At 66.3% G+C, this 19,728-nt stretch carries 17 protein-coding genes; 7 read left to right on the forward strand and 10 right to left on the reverse strand.

Annotated elements, in window-relative coordinates; all coding sequences use genetic code 11:
* Window positions 1-30 precede the first annotated feature (30 nt).
* From ETR14_RS18500 to ETR14_RS18515, 4 genes are all read right to left on the reverse strand, one after another.
* Complete coding sequence (locus tag ETR14_RS18500; protein WP_129387303.1) at window positions 31-774, reverse strand: ParA family protein; 744 nt, start codon at window positions 772-774, stop codon at window positions 31-33.
* Between the two features lie 97 nt (window positions 775-871).
* A complete protein-coding gene (arsC, locus tag ETR14_RS18505; RefSeq protein WP_129387306.1) occupies window positions 872-1,219 on the reverse strand; it encodes an arsenate reductase (glutaredoxin) in 348 nt (115 codons plus the stop codon).
* Window positions 1,220-1,474: 255 nt separating this feature from the next.
* On the reverse strand, window positions 1,475-3,793 hold the full coding sequence (locus ETR14_RS18510; protein WP_129387309.1) for an EAL domain-containing protein: 2,319 nt from the start codon (window positions 3,791-3,793) through the stop codon (window positions 1,475-1,477).
* A 72-nt stretch (window positions 3,794-3,865) separates the two neighbouring features.
* On the reverse strand, window positions 3,866-5,752 hold the full coding sequence (locus tag ETR14_RS18515; protein ID WP_206185862.1) for a DUF885 family protein: 1,887 nt from the start codon (window positions 5,750-5,752) through the stop codon (window positions 3,866-3,868).
* 84 nt (window positions 5,753-5,836) lie between these two features.
* Between ETR14_RS18515 and ETR14_RS18520 the strand changes: the two genes are divergently transcribed.
* Entirely contained in the window at window positions 5,837-6,265 is a 429-nt protein-coding gene (locus ETR14_RS18520; RefSeq protein WP_129387312.1) for a hypothetical protein, read from the forward strand.
* Between the two features lie 153 nt (window positions 6,266-6,418).
* Here ETR14_RS18520 and ETR14_RS18525 read toward each other — a convergent pair whose 3' ends face one another.
* Together ETR14_RS18525 and ETR14_RS18530 are read right to left on the reverse strand one after the other, a co-directional pair.
* Window positions 6,419-7,198 carry a hypothetical protein gene (locus ETR14_RS18525; protein WP_129387315.1) on the reverse strand — a complete coding sequence of 260 codons (780 nt, stop codon included), beginning with the start codon at window positions 7,196-7,198 and terminating at the stop codon, window positions 6,419-6,421.
* A gap of 9 nt (window positions 7,199-7,207) precedes the next feature.
* A complete protein-coding gene (locus ETR14_RS18530) occupies window positions 7,208-8,428 on the reverse strand; it encodes a hypothetical protein (RefSeq protein WP_129387318.1) in 1,221 nt (406 codons plus the stop codon).
* A 335-nt stretch (window positions 8,429-8,763) separates the two neighbouring features.
* On the opposite strand from ETR14_RS18530, the gene ETR14_RS18535 reads away from it, so the two are divergent.
* Window positions 8,764-9,195, forward strand: a complete 432-nt coding sequence (locus ETR14_RS18535; protein ID WP_129387320.1) for a hypothetical protein — start codon at window positions 8,764-8,766, stop codon at window positions 9,193-9,195.
* Window positions 9,196-9,332: 137 nt separating this feature from the next.
* Here ETR14_RS18535 and ETR14_RS18540 read toward each other — a convergent pair whose 3' ends face one another.
* The 4 genes from ETR14_RS18540 to ETR14_RS18555 form a co-directional block, all read right to left on the reverse strand.
* On the reverse strand, window positions 9,333-11,390 hold the full coding sequence (locus tag ETR14_RS18540; protein ID WP_129387323.1) for a 3-hydroxyacyl-CoA dehydrogenase NAD-binding domain-containing protein: 2,058 nt from the start codon (window positions 11,388-11,390) through the stop codon (window positions 9,333-9,335).
* A gap of 15 nt (window positions 11,391-11,405) precedes the next feature.
* Window positions 11,406-12,191 (reverse strand): SDR family NAD(P)-dependent oxidoreductase, encoded by a 786-nt coding sequence (locus ETR14_RS18545; protein ID WP_129387326.1) that lies wholly within the window; start codon window positions 12,189-12,191, stop codon window positions 11,406-11,408.
* 22 nt (window positions 12,192-12,213) lie between these two features.
* Window positions 12,214-12,990, reverse strand: coding sequence for an SDR family NAD(P)-dependent oxidoreductase (locus ETR14_RS18550; protein ID WP_129387329.1), 777 nt, complete (start codon window positions 12,988-12,990; stop codon window positions 12,214-12,216).
* Window positions 12,991-13,136: 146 nt separating this feature from the next.
* Window positions 13,137-14,381 carry an acyl-CoA dehydrogenase family protein gene (locus ETR14_RS18555; protein ID WP_129387332.1) on the reverse strand — a complete coding sequence of 415 codons (1,245 nt, stop codon included), beginning with the start codon at window positions 14,379-14,381 and terminating at the stop codon, window positions 13,137-13,139.
* A 109-nt stretch (window positions 14,382-14,490) separates the two neighbouring features.
* Here ETR14_RS18555 and ETR14_RS18560 point away from each other — a divergent pair, with 109 nt between their 5' ends.
* The 5 genes from ETR14_RS18560 (at window position 14,491) to ETR14_RS18580 (ending at window position 19,680) form a co-directional block, all read left to right on the forward strand.
* A complete protein-coding gene (locus ETR14_RS18560; protein WP_206185863.1) occupies window positions 14,491-15,204 on the forward strand; it encodes a prolipoprotein diacylglyceryl transferase in 714 nt (237 codons plus the stop codon).
* Window positions 15,179-16,612 (forward strand): radical SAM protein, encoded by a 1,434-nt coding sequence (locus tag ETR14_RS18565; protein WP_243455578.1) that lies wholly within the window; start codon window positions 15,179-15,181, stop codon window positions 16,610-16,612. Before ETR14_RS18560 ends, ETR14_RS18565 begins: the two co-directional genes overlap by 26 nt.
* Complete coding sequence (locus ETR14_RS18570; RefSeq protein WP_129387337.1) at window positions 16,609-16,836, forward strand: hypothetical protein; 228 nt, start codon at window positions 16,609-16,611, stop codon at window positions 16,834-16,836. The genes ETR14_RS18565 and ETR14_RS18570 overlap by 4 nt, the downstream gene beginning before the upstream one ends.
* 4 nt (window positions 16,837-16,840) lie before the next feature.
* Window positions 16,841-18,355, forward strand: a complete 1,515-nt coding sequence (locus ETR14_RS18575) for an NAD(P)/FAD-dependent oxidoreductase (protein WP_243455579.1) — start codon at window positions 16,841-16,843, stop codon at window positions 18,353-18,355.
* 137 nt (window positions 18,356-18,492) lie between these two features.
* Window positions 18,493-19,680 carry an acyl-CoA dehydrogenase family protein gene (locus ETR14_RS18580; protein ID WP_129387340.1) on the forward strand — a complete coding sequence of 396 codons (1,188 nt, stop codon included), beginning with the start codon at window positions 18,493-18,495 and terminating at the stop codon, window positions 19,678-19,680.
* The last annotated feature ends 48 nt before the right edge of the window (window positions 19,681-19,728 follow it).

A 19,728-nucleotide genomic window follows, 5' to 3' on the forward strand; every position in this document is an offset into this window, starting at 1 on the left:
CGCGGGATTGAAGGGGAGAGCCGGAGGGCGTCAACTGCTTTCGGCGGCGATCAGCCGGCGCTCGACCGCGCGCCACAGGCGTGCCACCGCGTCGGCGGCCGGCGCGCCGGGGGCGAAGCTGCCGACCGCATCGTGGTGCACGGCCATCGCCTCGACCGCGCTCGCCATCGGGATCACCGGCCAATCCGGCGCCGCCTCGATCGCGGACCGGTGCATCGCGCGGCGCCGGTCGACCATGTTGAACACCGGCAGGATCGCGCCGCGTCGCCCGGAGCTTCGGCCGAGATGGGCGACGACCTCGTCGAGGGCGCGACGGGAGAGCGGCGAGGGGATCACCGGAACGACGATCAGGTCGGCCGCGCGCAACACCTGCTCGCTGGTCTCCGAGAGACCCGGAGGGCAATCGAGCAGCACCCGATCATAGCCGTGGGCGAGCATCTGGAGCAGCTTCTCGAGCCGCTTCTTCTTGCCGAGGGTGAAGAAGAAGCGATCGAGGCTGCGCAGCGAGCGATCGGCCGGAAGCAGGTCGAGGCGGGCGGTCTGGGTCGGCACCACCAGCTTGTCGGGCGCGATCTCGCGCGCGAACAGGCCCTGCGCTTCGCCGGCGCCGCTGCGCGGGCGGGCACCGGCGAGGAAGGTCGCCGCCGCCTGGGCGTCGAGATCCCAGAGCAGGGTGCGGCGGGCGGACAGGGTCGCCGCCGCCCAGGCAAGGTTGAGCGACAGGCTGGTTTTGCCGACTCCGCCCTTCAGACTGTAGATCGCGACAGAACGCACCCGGCACCCCCGAAGCGGCTGTAGGATGCGAATGTGACGGATATAAGAATGGCGGCGCTTCGCCGCCCCTTGCCCCTGATGGCAGGCCGCGCCGTGCTCAGAGGATCTCGCGCACCTTGTCCTGCGGGCGGCAAAGGCGGACGCCCTTGTCGGTCTCGACCAGAGGTCGCTCGATCAGGATGGGATTCTCGACCATCGCGTCGAGAATGGCGTCGTCGCTGACGGTGCCGGACACCAGATCGAGATCCTGCGCCAGGCTCTCCTTGGCCCGGAGACCCTCACGCGGCGTGATCCCGGCGCGTGCGTAGAGCCGACGAAGCTCGTCCTTCGACGGTGTCGTCTTGACATAGTCTACGATCGTGATTTCGGCGCCGCTCCGCTCGAGGATCTCGAGGGTCTTGCGCGAGGTGCCGCAGCGCGGATTGTGGTAGATGGTCGCCTTCACGGCGCCTGCCTTGCGATAATATCTGAGATCATTCCAGCTGGAAATCGAGGCCCCGTGGCGGGGCCTCGCAAGCGAAACGCCGGATCAGCTGATAGTGCCGTATCCGATGATCCAATCCCAGATGCTGAACCGCGTGGGTCGAACCTGCTTTTGCATCGTGTTTTCCCTCTGCGCCGAGCGCACTGCGGCCATCGCAGGCGTCGGTTGAGAGCGTTAACCTTAACAAAAGTGGTTATCAAGGCGTTAAACCCCGAGTCAGGCCGCTTGAACTCCTGAGCTCTGCCGCAACTGCCGAACCAAAAGCCTGAACGGAACCGGCCTTCCGATGAAATAACCCTGTGCCTCGTCACAGCCCATATAGGCCAGCGCCTCCAGGGTCTGAGCGTCCTCGACGCCTTCGCCGACAACCTTCTGACCGAGGGAGTGAGCGAGCTGGATGGTGGAGTGGACCATCAGTTTGTCACTGTGATTCTTGTAGATCGATTGAATGAAGCTGCGGTCGATCTTGATTTCGGTGGCGGGTATCCGCCGCATATATTCGAGAGTCGAAAGCCCGGTGCCATAATCGTCGATCGACACCAGAACGCCGATCCGCCGCAGCCGGTGCAGGGAATCGAGGTCGTCGCCGTCCGTCGCCAAGGCGGCGGTCTCGGTAACCTCCAGGGTCAACCGTTCCGGCGGCAGCTGATAGCGATCGAGAATCTTGATCACCGTCTCGTCGAGGCCGTGCTCGTGAAGAAGCTTGGCCGACAGATTGACCGACATCCCGAACTCGAGCCCGCTCTTGTTGATGAAGGCGGCGGCGCGGACTGCCCGCTCGAGCACGAAGTGCGTCAGGCCGGCGATGCGGCCATTCTGCTCGGCCAGCGGAATGAACTCCAGAGGGGGGATGGGGCCCTTGTCGGGGTGGGTCCAGCGCACCAGGGCCTCCGCCCCGATAAGGCTGCGCGTGGCGAGATTGATCTTCGGCTGATAAGCCACCCACAGATCGCCGCTTTCGACGGCCGCATCAAGCTGGCTCAAGATCGACAGGCGCCAAGGCGCCTCCTTCAGGCGTTCGGGATCGTAGCGCCCCCAGGCCCTGCCAGCGGCGGCAGCCTGATCCGCCGCAACGAGGGCGCTTCCGAGACGACTTGCCAGCGAGCGACCCTGCGTCGTCTCGATGCCGAACGTTACGACGGGATCGAACTTGGCTGCCCCGACGACCACAGGCGTGCGAAACAGTGCCTGCAACGCTTCCAGATGCTCCTCGATCTGGCCTGCGCGCTCCAGCGGCACGAACCAGGCGAAGATACCCTCGTCGCCGTGAAACAGCTTGGGTATCGGCACGCCGATGCCGAGCCGCTTCGCGATTTCGAGCGCCAGTGCGCCCTCCTGATCGACCGCGAGCGCTGCACAGATCTCTGCGTAATTGTGAACACGCGTCACGATCAGCGCCTTGCCTCCGGCATCCGCCTCCTGGCGAAGCGCATTGAGGTTCGGAAGCCCCGAGACGCCGTTGACGTTGGCGCGTTGACGATAGGTTCGCCAGAGGCGTCCGGAACCGATGAACAGCGACACCGAGCAGATCAGGAACAGCGCCGGCGTGACGTCCATGAAGATCGACGCTTCCTCGAACGGGAGCGGTCCGAAGAGAAGCAGAAGGATGCCGGACGCGGCGATCGCGCCACCCGCTTTGCCGTTTCTTCGCGATGTGCCGAGGATCGCAATAGCGAGGGCGCAAAGGAACGGGACGAACCATCCGATCTCGATCGGTTGCCCCCGCTTGAGCGTCTCGGCGCCGGCGAGATGTATATAGACGGTCGGCAGGTGGCCGTGTCCGGGAACGAAGAAGTTGTCTGAAATGGTCGGTGCCGTGTTTGCGATCACGACGTCTCTTCCCCGAACCGCGGCAATGCCTCGTCGCTTGAGAACGTCGATGGCGCTTATGTGGGTGATGGCCGTTACTTCGACGGCATAATCGACCCGGTAGGTGACGGCGGTGTCGCCAGTAACCCCGGCAAGCCGGGCGCCGACGCTGGGAACCTTCGTGCCGTGCATGTCGAGGGCGAATGGGAGCCGCCACGCTGTCCCGGTGAAGTTGTAACGGAAGTTCGTATTTACCTGCTCGGGAAGCGGCTGCAGGGTCAAATCCGCGATGATGCTGCGCGACGCTTCGTCGCGCGATCCGAGATCGAACCGGGCACTCAGCCTCACCACTTGCGGATGGCGCCGGATCGCCGCCGCAAGCGACGCCCGGTCTGCTTCGCTCCTGGCAGGAGGAAGGTCGCTGGCATACGTGATGCTGCGAGCGCCGCCGCTCGCAAGCGCATCGATCATCGCCGCATGGTCGCTTCGCGCCAGGAGCATGCCCTCCCGGCTCGCCACGCTCTTGTCGTCGATCGCGACCAGCACGATGTCGCCGCTCGGCGGGTGCTCGCGCAGCCGGTCGCGGGTCATGCGCAAGAAATATTCGAGCGGCTCGCCGAACTGGATCGCGCCGAAGATCAGGGCGACGAGCGTGGTCCAGAGAAGGACCTTGGTACGCCCGTCTCTGAGCTGCTCCCGCAGCTTGCGGAATTGCCCGATCCCCATCCCAGTTGCGATGCCTGAAAAAGGTTAGCAAAAGGTGGCAATTCCCCTTCCGGCCGGCGGGAAAGGGCCAGACTACCGCCAGTCGTCGATCACGCGCGACAGGACATCCAGCGGGAGCGATCCTGCCAGCAGGCCGCGATTGTGGAATTCGCGGATGTCGAAGCGATTGCCCAGCCGCGCCTGCGCCCGCTCTCTCGCGCTCGACCACACGCGCCAGCCGAGCATGTAGCTCGACGCCTGTCCGGGCTGGACGCAGTAACGCTCGACCTCGCGGGTCATCGAGGTCTCGGCGTCGCCGAGCGTCTCGACCATGTAGGTGATCGCGCGCTCGCGCGTCCAGCGCATGTGATGCAGGCCGGAATCCACGACCAGCCGGACAGCCCTGAACAGCATGGACGCGAGATAGCCGACCTCGCCGAGCGGATCGTCGGCATAGACCCCCATCTCCTCGGCCAGCTGCTCGGCGTAGAGTGCCCAGCCTTCCGAATAGCCGGAGAAGAGCGGAAGCCGGCGCAGCGTCGGCACGTCGGGCGCCTCGATCATCGAGGCATTCTGCAGATGATGTCCCGGCAGCACTTCATGATAGACGAGGGTCGGCAGATCGAACTTGGGCAACTCCGCGAGATTGCGAAGGTTGATGGAGAACAGGCCGGGCCGGCTGCCGTCGAGGCTTGGCGGTTGATAGGTGCCGCCCGGCGCGCCGGCCTCGACCGACGGGGGCGTCCGTCGGATCTCCACGCCCGCGCGGGGCAGGTGGCCGAAATAGGACGGCAATTTGGGCCTGATCCGATCGATCCGCGCATTGAGATCGGCGATCAGCGCCGCCCGCCCGGCTTCGTCATTGGGGTACAGGTGGCGCGGATCGCGGCGAAGATGGGCCAGACGCGCGGCCACCGTTCCGTCGGCGAGACCCTGACGCCTGAGGATGATGTCGGCGCGCGCAGTGAGCTCGGCGACGCGTTCGAGCCCGAAGCGATGGATCTCCTCCGGGGCCATGTCGGTGGTCGTCGCCGCGCGGATCGCATAGCGATAATATTCCTCACCGCGCGGCAATCTCCACACGCCGGCCGCGTCCCCCGCCCGGGCAAGCGCGTCGTCGAGCAGCCCACGCTGGCGCAGCAGCGCCGGCCTGACCTCCTGCGCTACCACCGCTGCTGCGCGCGTGCGCCACGCGCCGGGCAGCTTCGCGGCGGCGGCGCGCTCGGCAAGGCTGGTGACGAGCTCGGAAGCGTCCGGCGCTGGTGACAGCAGGGCATCGAGCTGTTCAAGGGTGCGGCGAAGAACAAAGACCGGCGGAACGGCGCCGCGCCCATAATCGGCGTGCGACCGAAGCGTTTCCTGGTCGAGCACGGCGGCAAAGGCGGAAAGACGCGACAGATAGGCTTCGGCATCGGCGGCGGCGGCGATGCGATGCTGGGTGGCAAGGAAGGACGGGATGCTCTGATAGGAACCGGTGAGCTGGCTTACGGTGTAGGGAACGGCGATGCCGACATTCGGGTCGCCGAACGGGAAGTCGAAGCCCTCCAGAGTGGCGGCTGCGAGATATTTCGCCGATTGCTGATTGACCCAGTCGCTCCCGGAGAGCTGCTTCGGGTCGTAACGGTCCATTGCATCGGACAGGCCGGCCAGCAGCTTGCGCATCTGCTCGATGCCGGCAGCCGAGCGATCGTCGAGCTTCGATCTTGCGTCGGCATGGTCCCCCTTGTCGGCGCCCATCATGGTCAGCAGCTGCGGCGAATTGTTCATCGCCGCCTGGATGAACTGTTCGAGCACGGTGGTGATAGGCACGGTTTCACGGCCAAGCGCCCGGGACCCAATCGTCACCGCAGGCAGGGCTCCGAGCATGGCGATGGTCTGGCGGCGGCTGAACAATTCTGGTCCCCCTCGACTGACATGATAAGCGGATGCCGGCGGACGCGCCGGCGGGGTTCCCTGCCACAGGATGAGCATCTTTGTCATTCCTGCCTTGTTTCGGGCTCTGCGTCGGCGGCATTTCCCCGCGTGACGGTAGCGCACCGATGCGGGCGGCCCCATATCGGCGCCATGCTGTTCGACAAGATTGACGAATGGGTCGGTGGGACCCTCTTCATCCCGCCCATCATCAAGCTGTGCCAGGTGACGCGACAGAGCCAGTTCGCAGTGTCGCGCCTGTTCTGGTTCATCACGGCGCTCGATGGCTTCTATCATGCGGACACTTTGTTCTCGTCGATCCTGTGGGGCGGCATGAGCGTGATCATGATGATCACCGCCGCCCGTCGCGCCGACAGCCCGACGGCGAGTTTCAGATTCTTTCGGATGCTCAGCCTGGTGTTCCTCGCTTTGGATCTGATCGCCGCGGGGGTGACGGGCAAATGGGCGGGCGTGGAGTTCTGGCTGCTTGTCCTGATCGCGGAATATGCGGCGACGATCCGGACGGTTCCCCCGGCCGACGTGTCGAAGCGGACGGCTGTGCAGGCGCGCGCCGGCAGGTGAGAGGCGCAACGGCTCCGAACGGGCGAGCGGGGAAACGACCGGACGGCAAGCCGGGCCCGACTCCACGGTAAGTATTTCGACGACGGCACCGGAGGCGCGGACGGTCGCAGCGCGCGAAAGCGTCTGCTCTGCATGGAGGCGCAGGGCTCGCCGTCACGCCTCGCGAACGGCTCTTGGCTCGGCTCGGGCCGCCTGTGCCAGCCAGGTCGATTCGCGAAGCCTCGGCAGATCGGGGTGCGCCTCGAAGCGGTCCAGGCGCATCAACAGCGTGCCGCCGATCGTGCGCATCCATCCCGCCGGCAGCCTGACGTCGGGGCTGGCGAGACGTTCGGGATGATCCATTGCGCCGTAAGAGTTGAAGTAATCCGCCTCGACGAACAACGTCGCGGGCGGCGCGGCGAAATGCGCATCGCGCAGACCGAGGAGGCAGGGGCGGCGATAGCTGGCCATCTTTCGGTCGTCGGGATCGATGTTCAGCCCGAGAAAGCAGCCCGGCTTGGCGCGCATGAGGACATCGCACTCGAGCATCGCCAGATCGCTCATGAAGCTGAGCGGGATGTCTGCCCCGCCGCGGCTGGAAAGTTCGCGCGCGGGCTGCCTGGCGAGTTCGGGGCGGTAGAGCGGCGGCAGTTCTGCCAGCAGGGTTCGGTGCAGCGTCGCCACGTAGGCCAGCGGATCGGAATAAGCCGCATCCATGTCGATGCCGATCCCGGCAAGCACGGGCCGCAACAAAGCGAGCCGCGATGGCAGCGCGTCACGATATTGGTCGAGATTCTCGTGCGCCTGGCTTTCGGTCAGTACCGGCGCGTTCGATCCCGGAGTGGGGATGTTCAGCGCGACGTGTCGCGGCGTGAAGGGGGGATATTCCTGGAGGAGGCGCGACAACTTGCCCGCCTCGGTGCGTGCATCCTTCTTCTTTGCCCAGCCGAACATGGCCGCGGTTTAGAACCAGCTCTTGGCCCAGTCGACTGCCTTTGCGCCGACGCCGCTGCCGATCACGCCGCCAACCACGCCGCCCACGACGCCGCCCACCACGGTTCCGACCGGACCTCCCACGGAACCGATGGCGGCGCCCATCTGCGCGCCGCCCCACGCGCCGGCCGCGCCGCCGGCGAGGCTACCAACTGCGCGTTGCGTGTTATCGCCGAACGTGTTGCCGTCAGCACGGAAGGCCTGGCCGACCTGAACGGCGTCGATGGCCAATCCTATCGGGCGCGCCACCCGGCCGACGCGTTCCAGCGTCGTGCCGAGGCGGCGGACGTTGCCGTTCTCCGTCAGCCGCTCCGCGTCCTTGGCGACCTGAAGCCGCGTGTCGCTGCTTGCGCTCGCCCGGCCGAGCTTGGACTCGATCTCGAGCGTGCGGTTCATCTCCGGACGGGTGCCCCGCTCGGAAGCGACGACGTCGACCTGACGGCCGCCAAGCGACGTCTGCCGCGGTACTTCGGTGCGAACGTCGCTGTAGCGCGGATCGGCCCGCAGATCGTCGGCGATCGCATCGCGCGCCGCATTGCCGTTCAGCGTGGTCGCGCCGGGGTGGTTGGAGGTGGTGCCGCCGATCGGCGCCGGGTTGACGGGGAAATCGCGCCGGATTCCAGCGTCGTCGAGCAAAGTCTCCAGCGGTTTGGTGAACCCATCCTTGTTGGTCACCGGGCTGGTCGTCGATCGCCATTGGATCTCAAGTGCCGGATTGTCGCGCAGGATGCGGCCGCCAGCCTCCGTCGGGATGGTGGTTGCCCCTGTCGCAGTCAGCGTCTGTCCACCGGGCTTAGCGGCCTGGTCACGCAGTGCGACGGTTGCCTGCGCCTCCGCACGGAAGGCTTCGATGCTGCTGGCGATCCCGTCGCCGCGAGGCTCGCCATGATTCATCCAGCGGTTGAGCGTTGCGGAGAGATCCGCGATCACCTGCTTGTCTTCGGCACTCCCCGGCGCGATCGCGGCTGGATCGAGGCCGGCCGCCCTGGCCTGGAGGTCATAGCCGATCTTCGCGTCGCCCGAACGGACGGCCTGTTCGAGCGGCACGCCCGTGCAATCGCTGCAATAAAGGTTTGGCTTGCCGGATCCGAAATCGACCCGGACGCTGCGCCCCTCGCTGCCGACGGGATCGGCTTGCGCAGTCTTGGGGAGAGCGGGCGTGCTCGTGATCGAGCCGATGGAATCCTGCATGACGGCCTCCGTTGATTGGCCCAGATCTACGCCGAACCTCCTCATGGGATCACTAAACGAATCGATTAGGACCTGCTTCAAAGCCGGCGAAGGAGCTGACGTTGGCGCGTGGAAGTCTCCTCGCACCGGCCTGCGCGGGAGCCGCGGCCAATTGGTGAAGCGGTTGCAGGGCCTGCCTGCTGGCGGCGGCGCAAGGCGTCTCCTGCGCCGGTTCAAGCCATCGGGGAGAGCGGCCGGGCGCCGACATCAATGTTCCGATCGGCGCCGTAACGACTGCCGCCGTCTATAAAGCAGCCAGGAGCGTGCCGCACCGGCCCGCAAGGAGAGGAGTGCGCATGACCACGATCAACACTGCCGGCAACGAGCCATATCGCGCATATCCGGCAAAGGCGGCGCCCGAGAGGTTCGCGGTCGAAGCGCCGGAGCGGATCATCGTCGGGCTCGCCAGCTCGCCGCCGAGCGGGGTCACCGATGCCCTCAAGCAACGGCTGCTGGCCGCGGGAACGTTGCAGACCCTGGCGATGCTGCCGTCCGAATCCGCCGAAAAGAGCGCTGCCGAGATTTCGGGGAACAGCGAAGCGGAGGGAGGGTCTGTCGCGGAAGTCTACGCTCCGGGCAAGGTGTCGTCCGCCTCCAACGATCAGATCCCTGCGGAGTTTTGGAATTCGAGCGATACCGCGGATCGCGCACGTGGCATGATCGAGGCCTATGGCGCCGAGCTGGTGATGCGCAGCCAAATGCAGGATCCGGAACTTCACAAGGCATAGCGGAGCGCCCGCACCTCCGGGTTTGGCAGCCGGGCCGGGCGCTTCGCCCCGGCTGCCATAGCGGACATATCCGCCTCATCCCCGACGTCCCCCCCAAGGCAGCCGGCGAGGCCGCCTTTTCCGGTGAGGGAGCTCGGTCAGCGGGTGAATCTCTCCCCCGCTTCGGCCTTGCGGGCGAGGAGCGGCGAGAGGGTGAAATCGTCGCCCATCCGGGCCTGTTGCCGTTTCAGCCCTTCGACGATCGTGTCGAGGCCCTCGCTGTCGGCCCAGAACATCGGACCGCCGCGATAAACGGGCCAGCCATAGCCGTAGACCCAGACCACATCCACGTCGCTGGCACGCTGGGCCATGCCTTCGTCGAGGATCTTCGCGGCTTCGTTGACCATGGTGTAGAGCGTGCGCTCGATGATTTCCTGGTCGTCGATCTGGCGCGGCGCGATGCCGGCCTGCGCACGGAAACCGTCGATGATCTCCTGCACCTTGGAGCTGGGGGAGGGGCGACGCTTGTCGTCATAATCGTAGAAGCCGGCGCCCTTCTTCTGACCCCAGCGATCGATCGCGCAGAGCGCGTCGCGGATGCTCTCGATCCGGGTGGGATCGCGGTGCCAGCCGATGTCGACGCCGGCGAGATCAGCCATCTGGAACGGTCCCATCGGCATTCCGAATTCGACATGGACGCGGTCGATCTGCTCGGGCGTGGCGCCCTCCAAAAGAAGCTTGTTGGCCTCGGTCTGGCGCGGAATCAGCATGCGGTTGCCGATGAACCCGAAGCACACGCCGGCGACGACCGCGACCTTGCGGATGCGCTTGGCGAGCTGCATCGCGGTGACGAGGACATCGGGCGCGGTCTTCGCCCCGCGCACCACCTCGAGCAGTTTCATGATGTTGGCTGGCGAGAAGAAATGCAGGCCGAGCACGTCCTGCGGGCGGGACGTCGCGGCGGCGATCTCGTTGACGTTCAGGTACGACGTGTTGGAGGCGAGGATCGCGCCCGGCTTGGCGATGCGATCGAGCTTGCCGAACACCTCCTTCTTGACGTCCATAGTCTCGAACACCGCCTCGATGATCAGATCGCAATCGGCGAGATCGTCGAGCGAGAGGGAGGGGGTGAGCAGGGCCATTGCGGACTCGACCTGGGCCTCGCTCATCCGGCCCTTGGCCGCGGTCGCCTGGTAGTTCTTGCGGATGATGCCGGTGCCGCGATCGAGCGCCTCCTGCTGCTGCTCGACGATCGTTACGGGGATTCCCGCGGACAGGAAGTTCATCGAGATGCCGCCACCCATGGTGCCGGCGCCGATCACGCCGACCTTGGAGATGGTGCGCGGCAGGGTGCCTTCGGGGAGGCCTTCGATTTTCGAAGCCTTGCGCTCGGCGAAGAAGAAATATTGCTGAGCCTTGGCCTGGGTGCCGTTCATCAGCTCCATGAACAGCCGACGCTCGTCCTGCACGCCCTCCGCATACGGCTTTGCGATGGCGGCCCCGATCGCCTTGATGTTCGCCTCGGGCGCATCGAAGCCGCGGAACTTGCGGCCATGTTCCTTCCGGAAATCGTCGAACAGGGCCGCATTGCCCCGCGCTTCCTCGAGCTTCTCGTCCCGATCGCTGGTGATCGGGATTGGGCGGACGTCGCGCACTTCCTCGGCATAGGCGACCGCATGCTGCTCGAGATCGCCTTCGATCAGCCGGTCGATGAGGCCGCAGGCATAAGCCTCCTTGGCGGAGATCGGACTGCCGCTGGTCGCCATTTCCAGCGCCTTGCGGACGCCCGCCGCACGTGGGAGCCGCTGGGTGCCGCCGGCGCCCGGCAAGAGGCCCAGCTTCACTTCCGGTACACCGAGCTTGGCCGAGGGCACCGCCACCCGATAATGGCTGGCGAGTGCGACTTCGAGCCCGCCCCCGAAAGCGGTGCCGTGGATCGCCGCGACCACCGGTTTGGTGCACGCCTCGATCCGGTCGACCACCTGCGGCAGCATCGGCATCTGCATCGGCTTGCCGAATTCGGTGATGTCGGCGCCGGCGAAGAAGGTGCTCCCCTGGCAGAGGATGACCACAGCCTTCACGGAATCGTCGGCGTCGGCCTGCTCGATCGCGGCGACGAGGCCCTCGCGGACGGCGTGGCCGAGGGCGTTGACCGGCGGATTGTTGGACAGGATGATGAGGACGTCGCCGTGACGACGGGTGCTGATCGGGCTCATGCGTGTCTCCGATGGTCAGAAGGCCGTGCGGCCATATTCCTGGTGGTTGAACGGATGCGAGATCGAGAGGCCGCCGTCGACGACGAGCGCGTGGCCGTTGACGTAGCTCGCCTCGTCCGAGGCAAGGAACAGGGCCGCGGCGGCGATCTCGTCGGGCACGCCGCCGCGCCTCAGCGGGTTGAGGTGGCCGAGCCGGTCTTCCTTGCCGGCGGCACGCGCCATGTCGTAGATTGGCCGGGTCATGCCGGTCTCGATGAGGCCCGGGCAGATCGCATTCACCCTGATGCCCGAGCCGGCGAGCTGGGTCGCGGCGACGGCGACGAGGTTGATCACCCCGGCCTTCGACGCCGAATAAGCCGGGCCGCCGGCCCCCGCGCGGATACCGGCGACCGATGCGGTGCAGATGATTGAGCCCTTGCCGCGCTCCTTCATCGCCGGCGCGGCATGCTTCACCGCCAGGAACGGCCCGATCAGATTGACGCGCAAGATCTCCTGCCAATCCTCGGCGCTTTGTTCGAAGATCGAGGCGAGGCCGCCCGAAATGCCGGCATTGGCGAAGAAGACGTCGAGCCCGCCATGATATTGGAGCGCCGCCTGGACGAGATCCTGGACGTCCTCGTCATTGCCGGCGTCGGCCTGGATGCCGACCGCCGCCTCGCCGATCATGTCGGCGGTCTCGTCGTGGCCGGTGAGATCGGCGCAAACGACGCGGGCGCCTTCCTCGGCGAAGCGGATTGCTGTGGCGCGGCCGATGCCCGAGCCGGCGCCGGTGACGATAGCGACCTTGTCGGCAAGTTTCATGGCAAACTCCCTGGAATGCGGGTCAGAGCCCGACACCGGTGGTCGAGCCGCCGTCGACGACGATCGCCTGGCCGGTGACGTAGGTGGAGGCAGGGCTGGCAAGGAACACCGCGGCGCCGGCGATCTCGTGCGGCTCGCCGATCCGCTGCAGAGGGGTGTGGGCGGTCACCATTGCCAGGGTCTGCGGATTTTCCCAGAGCGCTTTGGCGAAATCGGTGCGGATGAGGCCGGGCGCGATGCAATTGACCCGTACCTGATGCGGGCCGAACTCCGCGGCGAGGTTGCGGGCGAGCTGGAAGTCGGCCGCCTTGGAGACGTTGTAGGCGCCGATCACTGTGGACGCCTTGAGTCCGCCGATCGACGAGACGATGATGATCGACCCTTCGCGCCGCTCGATCATCTCCGGGGCCACCATCTGGATCAACCAATGGTTGGCGATGACGTTGTTCTCCAGGATCTTGCGGAACATGTCGTCCGAAATCCCCGCCATCGGCCCGTAATAGGGATTGGAGGCGGCGTTGCAGACGAGGATGTCGATCTTGCCGAGCTGCCGCCGGGTCTCGTCCACCAAGGCTTGCAGCGCTTCCTTTGACGAGATGTTGGCGGGAACGACGATCGCCCGGCCCGCGCCGTGCTTTTCGTTGATGCCGTCGGCCACTTCGGCGCAGGCGTCGGCCTTGCGGCTGGAGACCACCACGGTCGCGCCCTGATCGGCCATTGCTTCGGCGATCGCCCGGCCGATGCCGCGCGACGAACCGGTGATCACCGCGACCTTGCCGGTCAGATCGAACATGGTCATCTTAACTCCTCCCTGTCGTCGCAGACGATGGGGAGGGGGACCGCGTGCAACGCGGTGGAGGGGCGTCACGGCCCCTGCGCCCCTCCACCATCCTGCGGATGGTCTCCCTCCCCACGTGCTTTGCACGCAGGGAAGATGCTTGATTTTCAGCCGCGCGGCGCATGCTTGGCGAATTCCATGCGCGCGATCGCGCGATTGTGGACTTCGTCGGGGCCGTCGGCGAGGCGCAGAGTACGGATGCCGGCCCAGCTCTTGGCGAGCTCGAAATCCTGACCGACGCCGGCGGCGCCATGGGCCTGGACGGCGTCGTCGATGATCGAGAGCGCCATGTTCGGCGCCTGCACCTTGATCATCGCGATCTCCGCCTGCGCCGCCTTGTTGCCGGCCTTGTCCATCAGATCGGCGGCCTTGAGGCAAAGCAGGCGCGACATGTCGATGTCGATACGGGCGCGGGCGACGCGCTGCTCCCAGATCGAATGCTCGGCCAATTTCTTGCCGAACGCGACCCGGCTCTGGAGGCGGCGGACCATCGCGGCGAGCGCTTCCTCGGCGGCGCCGATCGTGCGCATGCAATGGTGGATGCGGCCCGGCCCCAGCCGCCCCTGCGCGATCTCGAAACCGCGGCCTTCGCCGAGCAGCATGTTGAACGCAGGGATGCGCACGTCCTTCAGCTCGATCTCCATGTGGCCGTGCGGCGCGTCGTCATAGCCGTAGACGGTGAGCGGGCGCTCGATGGTGACTCCGGGCGCGTCGAGCGGGACCAGCACCATCGACTGCTGGCGATGCTTGTCGGCGCCGCGGTCGGTCTTGCCCATCACGATCGCGACTTTGCAGCGCGGGTCGCCGGCACCGCTCGACCACCATTTGCGGCCGTTCAGCACGTAATCGTCGCCGTCGCGGGCGATGTCGCATTCGATGTTGGTCGCGTCGGATGAGGCGACGCCGGGCTCGGTCATCAGAAAGGCCGAGCGGATTTCGCCGTTCATCAGCGGCCGCAGCCATTGCTCCTTCTGCTCCCGCGTGCCGTAGCGATGGAACACCTCCATGTTGCCGGTGTCGGGCGCGGAGCAGTTGAACACTTCGGACGCCCAGGAGACTCGGCCCATCTCCTCCGCGCAAAGCGCATATTCGAGGTTGGTGAGCTGGGTGCCTTCGAACTCGAACGTCTCGTCGACATGGGCGAGTGCATGGCCGGGCGGCATGAACAGATTCCACAGACCGGCGGCTCGCGCCTGGGGCTTCAATTCCTCGATGACCTGGATCGGCTGCCAGCGGTCGCCGGCGGCGAGCTCGGCCTTGTAGTCCTTGCAGCGGGGCCGAATCGCGGCCTCGACGTAGTCCCGGACGCGGTCGCGGTAAAAAGCCTGCCGTTCCGTAAGGTCAAAGTCCATGCGGCCGCTTTCCTCTCCATTTTTCGTGCGTTCCTGCTGCCAGAAACGGCAGATTCGCGCCAGTCTCGTCGCGATTGTGGCGGGCGCGCGATCGCGGCAAGAAGGCCGCATGGCCGTTCCGACCAGCCCCTGGGTCCACCTCCTGTTCGACCTGATCGCCTGGGGCGCCGCGGCGCTGCTGGGAGCCTTTCTCTATCGGTGGCGGCTGGAGCCGGTCGCGCGTGGCGTCGCCGCCCGAACCGACGCGACCTACGGGATCGTGCTCGCCTTCGGCGCGGTGACGGGAGCGTGGGGAATCGGCTCGCTCAACACCGGCCTCGCCGCCGTTCCGCACCCCTCCCACAGCATCGCCGGTGGACTTGCCGGCGCGATCGTCGCGGTCGAAATCTACAAGATGCTGCGCGGGATCCGAGGCTCGACCGGTGTAGTCTGGGTTGGCCCGATCGCGCTCGGCATCGCGGTCGGCCGGCTGGGCTGCCTGTTCGCAGGTCTCGGCGACGAAACCCATGGGACGCCGACGGATCTACCCTGGGGCGTGGATCTGGGCGACGGGATCGCACGGCATCCGGTGCAGATATACGAGAGTGCTTCGATGCTCGTCTTCCTGCTCGTCTACCTCGCCGCGCTGCAGCGGCGAGCGGCGTGGACGCGGGACCGCGCCTTTTACCTGTTCATCCTCGTCTATGCCGCGCAGCGTTTCGTTTGGGAGTTCCTGAAGCCCTATCCCGAGGTGATCGGCCCGCTCAACGTGTTCCAGCTTCTCGCCGGGCTGATGATCGTTTATGCCCTGTGGTTCGATGCACGCGCTCGCCGGACCTGCTGACCTTACGCGAAAGAGCGTGCCGTGGATCTTCTACGGACAGACGACGTCGTTGTGCGAGACCTGCTGGGAGCTCGTTCCCGCCAAGATCATCGGCGAGGAGGGGCGGGTCTACCTCCAGAAACGCTGCCTCGACCATGGCGTGACGAAGACGCTGATCGAGGACGATGCGGACTATTGGCTGTCGATCCGGCACTGGCTGAAGCCCGGCGATCGCCCCCTGTTCAACGCCTCCCGCACCGAGCGCGGCTGCCCGTGGGATTGTGGCCTCTGCCCCGATCACGAGCAGCATAGCTGCCTTGCCATCGTCGAGATCAACGACGCCTGCAACCTGACCTGCCCGGTCTGCTTTGCCGACAGCGCGGTGGGGCGCGGCGGCCATCGGCCGCTCGCGGAGGTGGAGGCGATGCTCGATGCCGTGGTGCGCGCCGAGGGCGAGCCGGACCTCGTCCAGCTGTCCGGCGGCGAGCCGACCATCCATCCGCAATTCTGGGAGATCGTCGCGGCTGCGCGCTCCCGCCCTATCCGGCACCTGATGGTCAACACCAATGGTGTTCGCATCGCCCAGGAAGAGGGGTTCGCCGAGCGGCTGGCGGAGATCGGACCGGGCTTCGAAGTCTACCTCCAGTTCGATTCGCTTGACGACGGCGTTCTGATGGACCTGCGCGGGGCGCATCTCCGCCGGATTCGCCAGCGTGCGCTGGAGCGGCTCGAGGCGGCGGACGTGTCCACCACCCTGGTCTGTGCCGTCCGCGCCGGCCTCAACGACGATGAGGCCGCGGCGATCGTCGATCATGCGCTGCAATGGCGCTGCGTTCGCGGCGTCGTTTTCCAGCCGGTCCAGGACGCCGGGCGCAACGTCGGCTTCGATCCTGCGCTTCATCGGACGACGCTGTCCGGGCTGCGGCGCAAGATCGCGGCGGGCGGCGTGTTCGAGGCGTCGGACCTGGTGCCGCTGCCTTGCAACCCGGATCAGATCTGCATCGGCTACGGCATACGCTCGGGCAGTACGGTCGTGCCGGTCACTCGGCTGATGGGCCGCGAGGACATCGTCGCCGCCGCGCCGAACACGATCAGCTTCGAGCGCGATCCGGCGCTGAAAGCGCGGGTGTTCGAGCTCCTGTCGCTGTCCACGGTGGAGAATAATGGCGAGGACCGGCTTGCCAGCCTGTTCTGCTGCCTGCCGGGGATCGAGGCGCCGGCGAGCCTTGCCTATCGCGACACCTTCAAGGTGGCGATCATTCAGTTCCTCGATCGCTACAATTTCGATCTCGGCACGGTGAAGCGCAGCTGCATCCACTTCGCCACGCCGGACGGCCGGCTGATCCCGTTCGACACCTATAACAGTTTCTATCGGCCGGGCGCGCCCGGTGCGGCCAAATTGCGTGAGAAAGGCGGGATCGGCGCATGAGCGACTCACCCGGTCGGGTCCTTGCGGGTGTCTTTCTGATCGTGGCGGGGATCTGCCTGACGCTGGTCGGCGGCGGCTGCACCCTCATATTGCTGTCGATGATCGGTGAGATCCTTCGCGGAAGTGACGGCATCCTGCTGTTCGGTCTTGCGATCGCAGTCCTCGCTGCCGGGGTGTGGCTCGTGATCGTGGGATCCAGAATGCTGAAGCGCAACCGATCCTGACGATGTGCCCCGTGGACATGCCGCGATCGGTGCGCTGCCGATGATCTCCGACGCGCGGTCCGAAGACGATTACGACGTCCTCATCGTCGGCGCCGGTCTGTCCGGGATCGATGCCGCCTACCGGTTGCAGACGATCTGTTCCGGCAAGTCCTACGCCATCCTCGAGGCGCGAGGTGCGATCGGCGGAACCTGGGATCTGTTCCGCTATCCCGGCGTGCGCTCCGACAGCGACATGTACACGTTGGGCTTCCCGTTCCGCCCCTGGAGCGGCGACAAGGCGATTGCCGACGGAGCGGACATCCGTGCCTATATCGAGGACACCGCCCGCGCCTACGGCATCGATCGTCGGATCCGGTTCGGTCACAAGGTAGTCCGAGCCGACTGGTCGGCGGAGGCGGGGCGCTGGATCCTCGAGGCCGAGACCGAAGACGGCGTCCGGCGCTTCACCTGCTCCTTCCTCTATCTGTGCAGCGGCTATTACGATTATGAGGGCGGCTACCGCCCCCACTGGACAGGCGAGCAGGCGTTCGCCGGAACGATCGTTCACCCCCAGCATTGGCCCGAGACTCTGGACGTCGCGGGCAAGCGGGTGGTGGTGATCGGCAGCGGCGCGACGGCGGTCACGCTGGTGCCGGCACTGGCGGCGTCCGCCGGCCATGTGACCATGCTGCAGCGTTCGCCGAGCTATGTCGTCTCACTCCCGGCGGCGGATCCGATCGCCAAGGCCGCCCGCGCCTGGTTGCCGCAGCGCCTCGCGGACCGGATCGTGCGGCTGAAGAACGTGCTGCTGGCGATCCTCTTCTTCACGCTCGCCCGCCGCTGGCCCGAGGCCTTCCGAAAGCACGTCCTGAAGGGCGTGCGCACGGCGCTCGGTCCGGCCTACGATGTCGACCGTCACTTCGGACCCGTCTACAAGCCTTGGGACCAGCGCCTCTGCCTCGTTCCCGACGGGGATCTGTTCGCCGCGATCCGAAGCAAGCGTGCGTCGGTGGTCACCGACGAGATCGCGGCGTTCGCGCCGGACGGGCTGGTACTTCGCTCGGGCGAGCGGCTACCTGCGGACATCGTCGTCGCCGCCACCGGTCTGGTCGTCAAACTTGCCGGCGGGATCGCTCTGTCGGTCGGCGGCACGCCCATCCGCACCGCCGACAAGCTGGTCTACAAGGGCATGATGCTGAGCGACGTTCCCAACCTCGCGCTGGCCTTCGGCTACACCAACGCGTCCTGGACGCTGAAGTGCGATCTCACCGCCCGCACGGTGTGCCGCCTGCTCAACCATATGGATCGGCACGGCTACACGTCCTGTCTGCCGCGCCTGCGGGACCCGGCAATGGCGCGGGAGCCGCTGCTCGATTTCACCTCGGGCTATGTGCAACGTGCCTCGGCGATAATGCCCAAGCAGGGCCCGCGCGCGCCCTGGCGCGTGCATCAGAATTACCTGCTCGATTTCGCCGCGCTGCGGCTGCGTCCGGTCGCGGACGAGGCGATGGAGTTCGAGGGTCGAGTGGGGGCGGTGTGACTCGCGCCGGGCTGCGATGAGGCAAAATCCTCCCCGCTTGCGGGAGGAGGATCTGAGCTAGGTGATGGATCCACCGGGCCCGGTTGACGTACACTGCAGCACCCGTCATTTACGTTTACGTAAAGGAGAGGACGCCGATGAGCGATTTCGAATCGTTTCGCCAGGACGTTCGCGCGTGGCTCGAGGCGAAGTGTCCGCCGGAGATGCGTGAGCCGATCCGCGACGAATCCGATCTGTGCTGGGGCGGGCGCAAGGCCAGCTTCAAGAACGAGGCGCAGCGGCGCTGGCTCGATACGATGGCGGAGCGGGGCTGGACGGTGCCGGAGTGGCCGCGCGACTATGGCGGCGGCGGCCTGTCGCCGGCCGAGGCGAAGATTCTGAAGCAGGAAATGGCGCGGATCGGCGCGCGCGCTCCGCTCTACAGCTTCGGCATCTCGATGCTCGGGCCGGCGCTGCTCAAATATGGCAGCGAGGCGCAGAAGACTCGCTTCCTGCCCGAAATCGCCCGCGGCGAGATACGCTGGTGCCAGGGTTATTCCGAGCCGAATGCCGGATCGGATCTCGCCGCGCTGCAGACTCGCGCGGAGGACCGGGGCGATTCTTGGAGCGTCACCGGACAGAAGGTCTGGACCTCCTATGCCGACAAGGCCGACTGGATCTTCTGCCTGGTCCGGACCGATCCGCAGGCGCCCAAGCACCAGGGGATCAGCTTCCTGCTGTTCGACATGACGACTTCCGGCGTCTCGACCCGGCCGATCAGGTTGATCTCCGGCGCGTCGCCCTTTTGCGAGACCTTCTTCGACGATGTCCGGGTGCCCAAGGACCAAGTCGTGGGTGAGATCAACAAGGGCTGGGATGTCGCCAAATATCTCCTCGGCCACGAGCGCGAGATGATCAGCGGCATGGGCGTTGCGCCGGGATCGGACGGCACGCTCGGCCGCACGCTTGCGGATCTCGCCGGACGCGATGGGGACGGGCGGATCGCCGATCCGTTCCTGCGCGCGGACATCGCCCGCTTCGACGTCGACGCGCTCGCGTTCAACGCGATGTCGGAGCGGTTCCTGGACGAATTGAAGGCGGGCCGGGCGCATCCGGCCCAGCCCTCAATGATGAAATATGCCGGCACCGAGCTCAACAAGCGCCGCAACGAGATCGTGATGGCGGCGGGCGGCGCCGACCTGCTCGAATGGGAGAGCGACCGCAGCCGCGGCGGCAAGGCCGCACGCGAATGGCTGCGCAGCAAGGCCAACTCGATCGAGGGCGGGACAAGCGAAATCCAGCTCGGCATCATCGCGAAGCGGATACTGGAATTGCCGGGAAGTTAGACCGGTTCCCTCCCCCTTGGACGGGGAAGGATTGCGCAGCCTTAGCGA

The sequence above is a fragment of the Sphingosinicella sp. BN140058 genome (genome assembly GCF_004135585.1).
Taxonomy (GTDB): Bacteria; Pseudomonadota; Alphaproteobacteria; order Sphingomonadales; family Sphingomonadaceae; genus Allosphingosinicella.

Bases quoted from the DNA above. Each gene is read 5' to 3' on its own strand.
- ETR14_RS18510 (WP_129387309.1), bottom strand. From the start codon at position 3,793: ATGGGGATCGGGCAATTCCGCAAGCTGCGGGAGCAGCTCAGAGACGGG.
- ETR14_RS18545 (WP_129387326.1), bottom strand. From the start codon at position 12,191: ATGAAACTTGCCGACAAGGTCGCTATCGTCACCGGCGCCGGCTCGGGC.
- ETR14_RS18555 (WP_129387332.1), bottom strand. From the start codon at position 14,381: ATGGACTTTGACCTTACGGAACGGCAGGCTTTTTACCGCGACCGCGTC.
- ETR14_RS18580 (WP_129387340.1), top strand. From the start codon at position 18,493: ATGAGCGATTTCGAATCGTTTCGCCAGGACGTTCGCGCGTGGCTCGAG.
- ETR14_RS18535 (WP_129387320.1), top strand. From the start codon at position 8,764: ATGACCACGATCAACACTGCCGGCAACGAGCCATATCGCGCATATCCG.
- ETR14_RS18515 (WP_206185862.1), bottom strand. From the start codon at position 5,752: ATGACAAAGATGCTCATCCTGTGGCAGGGAACCCCGCCGGCGCGTCCG.
- ETR14_RS18520 (WP_129387312.1), top strand. From the start codon at position 5,837: ATGCTGTTCGACAAGATTGACGAATGGGTCGGTGGGACCCTCTTCATC.
- ETR14_RS18540 (WP_129387323.1), bottom strand. From the start codon at position 11,390: ATGAGCCCGATCAGCACCCGTCGTCACGGCGACGTCCTCATCATCCTG.
- ETR14_RS18565 (WP_243455578.1), top strand. From the start codon at position 15,179: ATGCACGCGCTCGCCGGACCTGCTGACCTTACGCGAAAGAGCGTGCCG.
- ETR14_RS18550 (WP_129387329.1), bottom strand. From the start codon at position 12,990: ATGACCATGTTCGATCTGACCGGCAAGGTCGCGGTGATCACCGGTTCG.
- ETR14_RS18530 (WP_129387318.1), bottom strand. From the start codon at position 8,428: ATGCAGGATTCCATCGGCTCGATCACGAGCACGCCCGCTCTCCCCAAG.
- ETR14_RS18525 (WP_129387315.1), bottom strand. From the start codon at position 7,198: ATGTTCGGCTGGGCAAAGAAGAAGGATGCACGCACCGAGGCGGGCAAG.
- ETR14_RS18570 (WP_129387337.1), top strand. From the start codon at position 16,609: ATGAGCGACTCACCCGGTCGGGTCCTTGCGGGTGTCTTTCTGATCGTG.
- ETR14_RS18560 (WP_206185863.1), top strand. From the start codon at position 14,491: ATGGCCGTTCCGACCAGCCCCTGGGTCCACCTCCTGTTCGACCTGATC.